The 12304-nt window shown below is 59.6% G+C and carries 10 protein-coding genes; 3 read left to right on the forward strand and 7 right to left on the reverse strand.

Annotation, left to right across the window (positions count from 1 at the left end):
- Positions 1 to 10: 10 nt before the first annotated feature.
- Positions 11 to 1312 (reverse strand): MFS transporter, encoded by a 1302-nt coding sequence (locus JO226_RS17150; RefSeq protein WP_293606968.1) that lies wholly within the window; start codon positions 1310 to 1312, stop codon positions 11 to 13.
- Positions 1313 to 1563: 251 nt separating this feature from the next.
- Here JO226_RS17150 and JO226_RS17155 point away from each other — a divergent pair, with 251 nt between their 5' ends.
- Entirely contained in the window at positions 1564 to 2688 is a 1125-nt protein-coding gene (locus JO226_RS17155; protein WP_293607024.1) for a LacI family DNA-binding transcriptional regulator, read from the forward strand.
- Here JO226_RS17155 and JO226_RS17160 read toward each other — a convergent pair.
- The 4 genes from JO226_RS17160 to JO226_RS17175 all read right to left on the reverse strand — a co-directional run bounded on the left by JO226_RS17160 (position 2685) and on the right by JO226_RS17175 (position 8351).
- On the reverse strand, positions 2685 to 3950 hold the full coding sequence (locus tag JO226_RS17160; RefSeq protein ID WP_293606969.1) for a DUF1479 domain-containing protein: 1266 nt from the start codon (positions 3948 to 3950) through the stop codon (positions 2685 to 2687). The two genes, JO226_RS17155 and JO226_RS17160, sit on opposite strands and share 4 nt — an antisense overlap.
- 128 nt (positions 3951 to 4078) lie before the next feature.
- Positions 4079 to 4894 (reverse strand): Cof-type HAD-IIB family hydrolase, encoded by an 816-nt coding sequence (locus JO226_RS17165; RefSeq protein ID WP_293606970.1) that lies wholly within the window; start codon positions 4892 to 4894, stop codon positions 4079 to 4081.
- Between the two features lie 120 nt (positions 4895 to 5014).
- Complete coding sequence (locus tag JO226_RS17170; protein WP_293606971.1) at positions 5015 to 7447, reverse strand: formate C-acetyltransferase/glycerol dehydratase family glycyl radical enzyme; 2433 nt, start codon at positions 7445 to 7447, stop codon at positions 5015 to 5017.
- Positions 7448 to 7451: 4 nt separating this feature from the next.
- On the reverse strand, positions 7452 to 8351 hold the full coding sequence (locus JO226_RS17175) for a glycyl-radical enzyme activating protein (RefSeq protein ID WP_293606972.1): 900 nt from the start codon (positions 8349 to 8351) through the stop codon (positions 7452 to 7454).
- Between the two features lie 134 nt (positions 8352 to 8485).
- Here JO226_RS17175 and fsa point away from each other — a divergent pair, with 134 nt between their 5' ends.
- Positions 8486 to 9148, forward strand: coding sequence for a fructose-6-phosphate aldolase (gene fsa / locus JO226_RS17180; RefSeq protein WP_293606973.1), 663 nt, complete (start codon positions 8486 to 8488; stop codon positions 9146 to 9148).
- 41 nt (positions 9149 to 9189) lie between these two features.
- Here fsa and moeB read toward each other — a convergent pair whose 3' ends face one another.
- Together moeB and moeA are read right to left on the reverse strand one after the other, a co-directional pair.
- A complete protein-coding gene (moeB, locus tag JO226_RS17185; protein WP_293606974.1) occupies positions 9190 to 9942 on the reverse strand; it encodes a molybdopterin-synthase adenylyltransferase MoeB in 753 nt (250 codons plus the stop codon).
- Positions 9942 to 11177 carry a molybdopterin molybdotransferase MoeA gene (moeA, locus tag JO226_RS17190; protein ID WP_293606975.1) on the reverse strand — a complete coding sequence of 412 codons (1236 nt, stop codon included), beginning with the start codon at positions 11175 to 11177 and terminating at the stop codon, positions 9942 to 9944. The genes moeB and moeA overlap by 1 nt, the downstream gene beginning before the upstream one ends.
- A 177-nt stretch (positions 11178 to 11354) precedes the next feature.
- Between moeA and iaaA the strand changes: the two genes are divergently transcribed.
- Positions 11355 to 12302: a beta-aspartyl-peptidase gene (gene iaaA / locus JO226_RS17195; RefSeq protein WP_293606976.1), complete on the forward strand. Its 948-nt coding sequence runs from the start codon at positions 11355 to 11357 to the stop codon at positions 12300 to 12302.
- Positions 12303 to 12304 lie beyond the last annotated feature (2 nt).

The raw sequence follows: 12304 nt of genomic DNA on the forward strand, positions 1-12304 counted from the left end.
ACTTCCACTCTCAGGCGCGCTTAGCGCGACGTTCAGCTATAAATGCAACCAGGAAAAATGCGCCAATCAGGTCAAAGAAGCCCATGGCAATAAATAGCGGGTTGAAGCCTATCTTGTCGGCAGTCACCCCGATTAACAGTGAAAACAGGAAGCTTGCGATCCACGCCGCAGAGCCGCGCATCCCGTTGACGGTCGCCATTTGACCTTTATCGAAGGACTCCACGACCAGCGCGCTCAGCATGCAGGAGATGATCTGGTGGCCGAAACCGCCGATGGAGATAAGCACAATGGTGATATACGGGTCACGGGTAATGGCGACAATCGCCAGAGAGATCATCAGGAAGGCGCCGGTGACGGAGCTGGCGATAACCGAGTTAACGCGCGAGTAGCCGAACAGACGGGTGTACAGCTTGGTTAAATAGCCGCTGGCGACGCTGCCGAGATCGGCGGCAAGGAACGGCAGCCAGGCGAACATGGCGATTTGCTTCAGATCCATACCGTGCTCTTTCGCCAGGTACAGCGGCACCCAGAAGCTCAGCACGGCCCAGGCGGGCTCGGCCATAAACGCCGGGATGGCGATACCGTAAAAGCGTTTATTTTTCGAGACGGTTTTCAGCGCGGTTAAGAAGGGCAGTTTCACGGCAGGCGGTTCGTTATCCTGCTTAATGTAGTTCAGCTCGTCGCTGCCCAGGTTCGGGTGTTTTTCCGGGTTATGGTAAAACGCCCACCACAGGACGACCCAGACAAGCGCCAGCACGCCGGTAAACATGAACGCGCCCTGCCAGCCAAAAGAGGCGTGGGCAAAATAGATGATTGGCGGCGCCAGCATCGCGCCGATGGAGAAACCGACGCCTGCCCAACCGGCAGCGATAGGGCGCTCTGATTTCGGGAACCACTCGCCGATAGTCTTGGCGTTTGCAGGCGTAGCGGCAGCTTCCGCTCCGCCCATAAAAAAGCGTAGCAGGGCCAGATGCAGCCAGTTTCCCGCTCCGGCGTGGGCGATACAGGCAATTGCCCACAGTACCGCGCAAACCATAAAGCCCAGCTTCAGGCCGATGACGTCAATTAACCAACCGCACAGCGGCTGGAACAGGGTATAGGCGAGCTGAAACGCGCCGACGATCCACGAGTATTGCTCGGTGGTGATGCCAAGACTGGTTTTCAGTTCCGGCGCGAGGATGCCCAGAGAGTTGCGCGTAATGTAGTTAACGGTCACGCCGAGTAAGAAAAGAATAAGTACCCACCAGCGCAGGTTTTTCACTACGCGACGGGTTTTGCTGGCCGCCATGTTGTTGTTAACGCCTTGGCTCATAGAAATCTCCATAAGACGGTTTGTAGGGGGTAAGGTGGCCTGCTCATTCCGTGAGTTGTCACACCAGTTTTTTATTTAATTGAAAATTATCGATTTTCTTTTCCCGACATTCCGTATAACTAGTATGGAAGTTGTCAGTCCAATTTAGGGTAGGACAGAAAAACCACCTGCAATAGCGTAAATTATGCAATTTCTTTCATTGTGCGCCGTTATACTGCGTTTAAAGCGCTATCAATTCAGCATTAGCAACCATAAGTGACTGTGAAAATTTTTTCATTTTCAAAGTGGGGGTAGATCACAAATTGGACAAAAAGCTCAAAATCGCCGACATTGCCGAACGTACCGGGTTGTCGGCCAGCACCGTATCGCGCGTACTGGCGGGGAAAGCCAATACCAGTGAAAAGGCGCGTCACCGGGTACTGGCTTGCGCGCGCGAATTGGGCGTGATGGACGGCATGGCGGCCGGACGTATGCTGCTCAACAGCCTGGTGGTCTTTGCACCGCAGCGGGCCTTCGATGAGCGGTCCGACATCTTTTACTACCGCGTTATCCAGAGTATCAACAAAGCGCTGGCGGCCCATGAGGTGCGGCTGCGTTATTGTGCGCTGGAGGAAAACGACAGCGACGCCAACCTGTTTCTGGCGCGGATGAACGAGGCGGAAACCCAGGCGGCGGTGCTGCTGGGTATTGATGACCCCCATATTCACTCGCTGGCCGCCGATTTCGCCAAACCCTGCGTGCTGATCAACTGCCGCGATGAACGCATGCGTCTACCGTCGATCGCCCCCGATCACCGGCTGATCGGGCAGTGCGCCGCCCGTTATCTGTTTGATATGGGGCACCGGGCGGTGATGAACGTTATGTGCCTGCGTCGTTACACCATGGATCTCCGGCTGGTGGGGATTAAAGAGGCCTGGCGTGCGCAGAACCTGCGTTTCCTGGATGCCCGGGATCTCATCACCGTCCCGAGCTTCAGCGCCAGGGAAACCGAGGAGAGCGTCGGGCACTGGCTGGATGCGCAAAAGGGCAAACCGCTGCCCACTGCGTTCCTGGTGGGCGGCGATTTTATGGCCGCGGGGACGATTAACGCCCTGCAGCAGCGCGGGCTGCGGGTGCCGCAGGATGTGTCGGTGATGAGTATCGACGGCTTTAATCTTGCCACCATCCAGGATGTGCCGCTGACGGCGGTGCATGTGCCGCGTGATGAACTGGGAACAGAAGCAGTGCATATGTTACAGCAGCGGCTGATCCGTCCGCAGGCGCCGTGCGGTTCGCTACTGCTGCACGGCGAGCTGGCGGTGAGAGACTCAGTACGGCGGATACGTCCGGGAAACCGGCGCACCACCGTACAGCGGGAAGGGCTCTACGACGACTAACCGTCCATACCCAGTGCGCGTTTGCCGTGGCGGTTAAGGTCGGAAAGGGTGAAACGATCCTGCCATTTCGCCTCGTAGTCCTCGCGCGGGAAATCGCCCGGGGACACGCCTTTTTCCAGCGCCGCCTTGACCTTGTGGGCATAGGCCAGATTTTTTGCGCACATCGGCGCGGCCGGAATATACATCACGTTGCCCCAGCCCTGTTGGTCGGCGACCGGTGCCACGGAGTGGATAACGTCGCAGTGCCACCAGACGGAGTCTCCCGCTTCCAGCGCCGGGATGGAGGTCAGCGCGCGGATAAGCAGCGGGTGCCACTGCCCGGAAACCGGCAGTACGCGCCCCGGCGCCACGCCGCACAGTTCGTCCTCCGGCACATCGTCCAGCAGCGGGCGCAGCAGGATGTAGGCCATCGCTTCCGGGATAGGCACCACGTGCAGCAACCCCTGATGCGGGATCATATCCGACAGCGCCGTCCAGCCCTGGAAGGTGCGGAAGACCGAACATTTGGTGGTGTTATCCACGGTGTACTCTTCGACGTCCGTGCGGTGAGCGGCATCCCACGGGTCGTAGCGGTCGATGTCGCCGTTAAACACGTTTTTAAACACCTGCTGGTACGCGGGCAGCAACCAGCGCTCCAGCGCGCCGGAGTCGGTGTGCGCCCCCAGTCCTTTCGAGGTGGTGCCCGGCGGGCGGCGGCGGATACGGTCCGGATAAATCACGCTGACGTCGGGGTCAAACCAGCGTTTGCCGTCGGTTTCGAAACGCCACAGGCGGTTAAGGAATGACTGTACCATCGCCATTTCGTCGCTTTGTCGCGCCTGCATCTGCGCCTGGGACCAGTAGATCGGATAGATTTCCGGGCGAGACGCCGTCAGCGTGCCGAAAAAATTGTCACCTGGCCCTTTATAAATATCGTCGAAATGGTTGTTATCAAGGTACTGCAGCATCGCGCGGTCCCAGCCCAGCGCCTGTTCGCGGGGGAAGTGACCTTTGATGACCGCACATCCGCGACGCTTAACCGCTTCACGCTGCGCTTCAGTGATGCGGCCATCGGCGAGATCGGCAAACGGGATCACCGGCCATACCGGGTCGCCCGCCGCTTTCAGACGGTCAATTTCCCCCAGCCGGGTTTCGATGCGGGCCGTCAGTTTGTCGAATACCGCCTGCACGTCGCCAATCTGCGCGCGCAGGATCTTTTTCATATCACGGATCGCCGTTTTGTGATCGGCGGGCAGGGTGTCGTGGGTAAAGGTAAGCGCCATGATGACCTCTCAATCTTTCATTCGAAAGTAATTTAACTTACATATGTCACTTTAAGTTAAAATTAAGTTAATGCAAGTTAAAAAACATAATGAGGCGATTGCCGGGGAGTCAGCCCCGGCGGGCAGGGTCAGGCGTCGAAAGGAGAAGCGTTGTCCAGTACGGCCTGAATGACATTCAGCGCGCCGTCGTGGTTGTTGTCATCGGTCTGATAGCGGGCGATGTCTTTAATGCTTTGCCCCGCATTGCCCATGGCAAAAGCGTATTTCACCAGCTTCAGCATTTCGGCATCGTTGCCGCTGTCGCCAATGGCGACGCACTGCTGCGGCGACAACTGCCAGCGCTTAAGCAGACGGCTGATGCCGTTGGCTTTATGCAGGCCGGGGATAATCAGGTCGACGAACCCAAATCCGCTGGTGACCGGCTTCATAATCCCGTCGAGCGACACGTGGAGCTTATCGATAAGCTGCGGGATCTCGCTGTCCGGCAGGTTCAGCGAGAATTTAAACAGCGTGTCGTCGATATCGCCGTAGCGGGCAACCGGCTTCAGGCGGTGGTAATGCTTTGCCATCAGCGCCACGAAGGCTTCAGGCGCGTTGTCGCTGATGTATGCGCTTTCCAGGCCGCAGGCCACGAAGTTAAGTTGCGGGTCTTTCAGCAGTTCGCCGATGACTATCCGGGATTCATGGCGCGTCAATTCGCCGTGGAATAACTCCTGCCCGTGCATGTACACCAGCGCGCCGTTTTCTGCCACGAAGGAGATGCGATCGCGGATTTCCGGGAAGAAGGAGATAAGCTGGTAGTACTGGTTGCCGCTGGCGACGACGAATTCAATGCCGCGCTGCGTTAACTGTTCGAACTGCGCCAAAAAGCGTTCACGGTGGTACTGCTTGGCATCATTAAGAAAAGTTCCGTCCATGTCTGTGACGATAACTTTAACGGTCATACGAAGGCTCCTGGCTGTGACTGCGACCAGCAACATTCTAATTACAAGGTGATGGGAATCACAAATTTATTTCGAATGAAAGCAAAAAGCCCGGTAGCGTCGCGCCACCGGGCAAAGAGATTACAGCGTATGCTCCGTACGGGCGATAATGTCGTCCTGCGCATCCGGCGACAGCGCGGTGAAGAAGGCGGAGTATCCCGCGACCCGTACGACCAGATCGCGGTACTGGTCAGGATGCTTTTTGGCATCCAGCAGGGTTTCGCGCGAAACGATGTTGTACTGGATATGCCAGCCTTTATGCACCTCAAAGAAGGTCCGCAGCAGCACCATCAGCTTCTGGCGGTCGCTGTCGTTATCGAGCGTCGCCGGGTTTAGCTTCTGGTTGAGCAGTACGCCGCCGAGAATCGCCGCCGTCGGCAATTTACCGACCGAACCGATAACCGCCGTCGGCCCCAGGTGATCGGTACCGGAGGCCGGGCTTGCGCCTTCTGCCAGCGGCGTTCTCGCCTTACGACCGTCCGGCGTTGCCATGGTGGCGGCGCCAAAGGGCACGTTCGCGGAGATGGACGAGGTGCCGGCGTAGTAATTGCCGCCAATCGGGCCGCGACCGTAGCGCGGGTTGTGATATTGTTTCAGCTCGTCGATATAGGTCTGATAAGCGCGAACCAGCAGGGCGTCAACGTTGTCGTCGTCGTTGCCGTACTTCGGCGCGCCGTTGATCAACCGCTGGCGCAACTGCTCGTGGGTCAGGCCGTCAAAATCCTCGGCCAGCGCCGCCGCCAGCTGTTGCTGGCCGATAGCGCCCTGTTCGAAGACCAGCTTTTTCACCGCCGCCAGGCTGTTGCCGAGGTTGGCGATGCCGACCTGCAGGCCGGAAACCCAGTCGTACTTCGCGCCGCCCTGTTTAATGCTCTTCGCCCGCTCTATGCAGTCATCGACCAGCGCCGAACAGAGAATATCGTGCACGTTCTCTTCCAGCATGGTGTCGACCACATATTCAATCTCTATCGACTTTCGGGTGTAGTAGCGGATCTGCGTATCCCACGCCGCCATTACCTCGTCGAAGCCTGCGAAGGTGCCAGCCGACAGCGCTTTCGCCTGTGGCATGAAGACTTCGCCGCTGGTGGCGTCGCGTCCGCCTTCCAGCGCCGCCAGCATCACGCGGGCGAAGTTGATAAAGCTCATCCCGGTGCAGCGATAGCCCCACTTGCCGCCGACGGCGGTTTCGATGCAGCCGATGGCCGCGTAATCAAAGGCATCCTGCGGCTCAACGCCCAGCTTAATGAATTCCGGAATCACAATTTCGTCGTTGTTGAAGGCTGGCATACCGAAACCGCAGCGGATCACCTGTACGCAGGCGTCGAGGAAATCGTTGCTCATCCCGGCGTGGTAGCGCACGCTCAGGTTTGGTTGGGTGGAACGCAGGCGGCCGCAGGACTCCAGAATGGCGTAAGAGAGCGGGTTGACGGCGTCCAGCGGTTTACCGTCCACCAACCTCTGACCGCCGATGGTGACGTTCTGGTACAGCGGGCTGCCGGCGGAGGCTTTCGAGTGCGAACCAGAGCGGATCTTGTTCACCTCCAGCAGCTTCAGCCAGCAGCTGTGCAGCAGCTCAATGGCGTGTTCGCGATCGAGCGACTGATCCAGCTCGACGTCGCGACGGTAGTACGGATAAAGGTACTGATCCATACGACCAAACGACACCGAGTGGCCGTTGGATTCGATCTGCAGAATCAGTTGAATGAAGTAGCACAGCTGTAGCGCTTGCCAGAAGGTTTTCGGTGGCTCGTGGGCGATGATGTCGCAGTTTTCCGCCATCGCCAGCAGCTCGTCGCGGCGCGTTTCGCGCGCTTCGCTGGCGGCCAGGGTACGCGCGAGGTCGGCAAAGCGGGTGATGTGCCGGCTGACGGCCTCCAGCACAATATCAATGCCTTTCAGGAACTGTTCGCCGTGCAGATCGTCCAGCACCGTCAGGTTGATGCGAGAACGGCGCTCAGCGACTTTCTCACGCAGGCCGTCGAGGCCTTTTTCCAGCAGCAGCGGGAAGTTTACCGCCAGGTGCGCGTCGCCGGAGGTCATATTGCCTTCGGCTTTGATAATGCCGGTCGCCAGCAGCGCTTTTTGCTCATCGGTAAACATGCCGTAGCAGCGGTCCTGTACGGTTTGTCCACGCCACCACGGGCATACCTCATGCAGCACGCGTTTATTCTCTTCACTCACGGAAAAACCGGCGCCAGGACGATCGGTGAGGTCATCAATCTCTTTTTCTATCCAGCTGACAGTGTATTCCGGGAAAATAGGCGCCGCGCGCACTTCGCTTGCCTGGTTGCCGATGATGAGCTCGTCATGTTTGATCCAGATGGTCCGCTTGGCCAGATGATGCGCCAGCGCCAGCGCGCGGCGCACCGGGATCGGCTTGTCCATATGTTGCTGATACATTTCGGTGTAGTGCTGTGCGCGCTCGGTACACACCGGCGGTTTCACAATATGCACCAGCGCGGTTTTGTGCGCCTGAATGCGGTCGGTCAGTTTATCAAGAGTCAGCGTGGTCATGATGTTATCCTCGTAAGGTCGCAGTCAGCCCTTTTTCCCGGGCGATGCGCTGGGCAACGTCCAGCAGTTCCGGGGCATCGAGCGGCTTGTCAGGGGCGGAATAGGGAAGGCCGAGCAGGTTGTATTTATTCATGCCCAGCGTGTGATACGGCAAAAAGTGAATGTCGCGCACGTGCAGCTCATCGGCGGCGAAAGCGGTAATGGCGCGGATTGACGCTTCGTCGGCGTTAAATCCCTGAATCAGCGGCACGCGGATGGTCATCTTTTTACCGGCGGCAGCGATGCGTTTGAGGTTATCCAGCACCCGCTTCGCTGAGCCGTCCGTCCATTGCTGGAAAACCGTCGGGTCGATGTGTTTAAGGTCGGCAAGAAACAGGTCGATACAGGGCAATGCCGGTTCAATGTAGCGCCACGGCACGTGCAGACAGGTTTCCACGGCGGTATGAATACCGGCGTCGTGGCTGGCTTTCAGTAGCGAAAGGGCAAGCGCCGGGTTCATAAACGGTTCGCCGCCGGACAGGGTCAGCCCGCCGCCGCTGCGATCGTAGAACGGTTTGTCGCGCAGCACGGTCGCCATAATCTCATCGACGCTTTTTTCTTCGCCGCAGACGGTCAGCGCCTGCGTCGGACAGCAGGTTCGTAGCGCCGGAATAAGCTCAGCGCTCAGTTTTTCGCGGTGGATGATGACCCCGTTCAGCGCGCGCTCGATAACGCCGGGCGCCGCTTTCTGGCACAGATCGCAGCCGTCGAGGCACAGGCGCGGGTCGAGGAGCACATCCTCCGTCCGGGCGCGGCTTTCCGGGTTCTGGCACCAGCGGCAGCCCAGCGAGCAGCCTTTCATGAAGACCACGGTGCGAATACCGGGTCCGTCATGGGTGGAGTAGCGCTGAATATTGAAGATCATAGGTTACCTCTCAGCTTTCGTATAAAGAGTAAATTACTTTCGAATGAAAGTTATCTTGATGTGAGTCAACTAAACGAGAGGTTTCGCTATGGTAGGGTTAAAGCATGCAGAATCTCACACTTTGAGGAACGACCATGGAACTCTATCTTGATACGTCCGATGTTGCCGCCGTCAGCGCGCTGGCGCGTGTTTTCCCGCTGGCGGGCGTGACGACGAACCCCAGTATTGTCGCGGCGAGCAAAAAACCGCTGGATGTCCTGTTGCCAGAACTCCACGAGGCGCTGGGCGGCAAGGGGCGTCTGTTTGCTCAGGTGATGGCGACGACCGCGGAAGGGATGGTGGAAGACGCGCATACGCTGCGGGCGATTATCCCCGACCTGGTGGTGAAAGTGCCGGTAACCGCAGAAGGGCTGGCGGCGATAAAAATGCTGAAGGCCGAAGGGATCCCCACGCTCGGCACCGCCGTGTACGGCGCGGCGCAGGGGATGCTGTCGGCACTGGCCGGGGCGGAGTACGTCGCGCCTTATGTGAACCGCGTGGATGCGCAGGGTGGCGACGGGATTCAGACGGTAGTGGAGTTACAGCAGTTGCTGACGCTGCATGCGCCGCACGCGAAGGTACTGGCCGCCAGCTTTAAAACACCGCGTCAGGCGCTGGATTGCCTGCTGGCGGGTTGCGGGGCGATTACCCTGCCGCTGGACGTCGCCCGGCAGTTTATCGCCTCTCCGGCGGTGGACGCTGCGGTGGCGAAATTCGAGCAGGACTGGCTGAGCGCGTTTGGGCGCACCTCTATTTGACGGGCTTGCCGGGCAGCGCAGGCGCTTGCCCGGCAGGGGCGTTAAGCCCCACACACTTCGCAGTTGGGGTTACGCATCAGCGCCATTTCACGGAACTGGCAGGTCATTGCGTCATACATCACGATTTTTCCCGCCGCAGGCGTACCGTACCCGGTCAGCAGCTTAATCGCCTCCATCGCCTGTAGCGAGCCTATCACCCCGACCAGCGGCGCCATCACGCCCGCTTCGACGCAGGTCAGCGCATTCTCGCCGAACAGACGACTCAGACAGCGGTAGCACGGTTCGCCGTCGGCGTAGCGGAAGACGCTGATCTGGCCTTCCATACGGATGGCGGCGCCGGAAACCAGCGGCGTTTTATGCTGAAAACAGCTGGCGTTAAGCTGGTTGCGGATCTGCACGTTGTCGGTACAGTCCAGCACCAGATCGTGAGCGGCGATTTCCGCCGCCAGCTGGTCATCGTCTAACAGCGCATTGATGCAGGTGAACTGTACGTGCGGGTTGATATTGCTGAGCGCCGCGCGCGCTGAGTCGACTTTCGGCTGGCCGAGGGTCGCCTCGCTGTGCAGCGTCTGGCGCTGCAGGTTGGAGAGCGAGACGGTATCGAAATCAAGCAGCGTCATGGCGCCGACACCGGCCGCCGCCAGATACTGCGCGGCGGCGCAGCCGAGCCCGCCGAGCCCGACCACCAGAACGCGCGCGCCCTTGAGCGCCTCCTGACCGTCAAAATCAAACCCCCGCAGAATTATCTGCCGGTTGTAGCGCAGCATCTCCGGGTCGCTCAGCGCCTCTGTCATCACAGGCCTCCGAACAGCGGATTAAACGGCTCCACTTCGACCCATTCGCCCACCTCGACATTGCCGCGATCGCGCTCCAGCACGATAAAGCAGTTGCCCTGGCTAAAGGAGCTGAAAATGTGCGACCCCTGGTGGCCGGTTGTCGACACGGTCAGGTCGCCTTCGGCGTTACGCGCGAGAATGCCGCGCTGGAAGTCGAGGCGTCCCGGCGATTTTTTCAGCCGCGTGGCGGCGCGAACCCGCAGGCGCGGCGCGGCGCCGGAGGACGGATTACCGCTCAGCGTCGCCAACAGCGGCTGCACCAGTTGATAAAACGTCAGCGCCGCAGAAACCGGGTTGCCGGGCAGGCCGCAGAACCAGCTGTGCCTGAGCTTGCCGAAGGCGAACGGCTTGCCAGGCTTGATGGCCAGCTTCCAGAAAGCGATTTCTCCCAGTTCTTCCAGAATCGATTTGGTGTAATCGGCTTCGCCCACCGAGACGCCGCCGGAGCTTATCACCACATCGGCCTGCGCATCGGCGCGGATAAACGCTTCGCGCAGCTGTTCAGGGGAGTCGGGGATAATACCGAGGTTGATCACCTCGCAGCCGAGTTGTTCCAGCATCAGGTGTACCGCGAGGCGGTTGGTATCGTAAATCTGCCCGGCAGCCAGCGGTTTGCCAGGCAGCTGCAGTTCGTCGCCGGTCGAAAATACCGCCACGCGGGGTTTGCGCACCACCTCGACGTCGGCAATGCCGAGCGACGCCAGCACCGGCAGTTCCGCCACGGTCAGGCGGGTGCCGCGCGCGAAAACCACGCTGCCGGCGGCAATATCTTCACCGCGCAGGCGAATGTTTTGTCCAGGCCTGACGCTGGCGGTAAAACGTACGCCTGCATCACTCTGCGCGGTCTCTTCCTGCATCACAACGGCGTCACAGCCGACAGGCACCGGCGCGCCGGTCATGATGCGCACGCAGGTACCGACCGGCCACTCGCCGTCGAACGGCTGCCCGGCGAAGGCCTTACCGGCGACCGGCAGCGGTTTATCGTTCTGCACATCGGCCAGGCGTACCGCGTAACCGTCCATCGCCGAGTTATCAAACCCCGGCACGTCCAGCGGTGAAACAACCTCCCGGGCCGTGACGCGGCCAAAGGCCTGCGCCAGCGGTAGCGTTTCGGTGTCGGTCAGCGGCGCTATCCGTGTAAGCATCTCAGCGAGCGCTGTCTCAAGCGGCATCAATCCGGCATTAAAATCCATCAAGTTACTCCTGCGGCCATTCGTCTAATCCGCCCATTATGGCAGAAAAACCCGACAGACTGTATGCCGCCTGCTGCGTAACCTTTACATCAGCAGCGGCTCTTTCTATATTCAAAAATCGTCCAGGAGTGTCTGTACAATAGTGATGTCAGACAGGGATTTGAAGGGAAGACGACGATGACAAAAGCAGTGATTGCGATTCACGGGGGAGCTGGCGCCATTAGCCGGGCGACAATGACGCCCGCGCGCGAACAGGACTATGTGCAGGCGCTGTTTACAATTGTCCGCACCGGGCAGTCAATGCTGGAAAACGGCGCCAGCGCGCTGGATTGCGTCACCGAGACGGTGCGGTTGCTGGAGGAGTGCCCGCTGTTCAATGCCGGAATCGGGTCCGTTTTTACCGCCGATGAAACCCATGAGCTCGACGCCTGCGTGATGGACGGCTACTCCCTGCAGGCGGGCGCGGTGGCCGGAGTGCGGCATTTACGCAACCCGGTGCTGGCGGCGCGACTGGTGCTGGAGGAGAGCCCGCACGTGCTGTTGATAGGCGCGGGCGCGGAAATGTTCGCCATGCGTCACGGCATGGCGCACGTCGACAACGCGCTGTTTTCCACGGACGAGCGTTATGCCCAGCTACAGCAGGCCCGTGAGGCGCAACTGGTGGTGCTCGACCACGGCGGCGCCCCGCTCGAAGAGCGCAGCAAAATGGGTACCGTCGGCGCAGTGGCGCTGGATTACGCCGGTAATCTGGCCGCCGCGACCTCGACCGGCGGTATGACCAACAAGTTGCCAGGAAGGGTGGGCGACAGCCCCATCGTTGGTGCGGGATGCTATGCCAATAACGCAAGCGTGGCGGTCTCTTGTACCGGAACGGGGGAGGTGTTTATGCGCACGCTGGCGGCGTATGACCTTTCCGCCCTGATGGAGTACGGCAACCTGAGTCTGCAGGAAGCCTGCGAGCGGGTCATTCTGGAAAAACTTCCGGCCCTTGGCGGCAGCGGCGGCGCCGTCGCTATCGATCGCGAAGGCAATGTGGCGCTGCCGTTTAACAGCGAAGGCATGTACCGCGCGTATGCCTATGCGGGCGACACGCCTTCCGTCGGCATTTATCGGGATCAGGAGTAGCC

It is taken from the genome of Pluralibacter sp. (assembly GCF_019237635.1).
Classification (GTDB): Bacteria; Pseudomonadota; Gammaproteobacteria; order Enterobacterales; family Enterobacteriaceae; genus Enterobacter_B.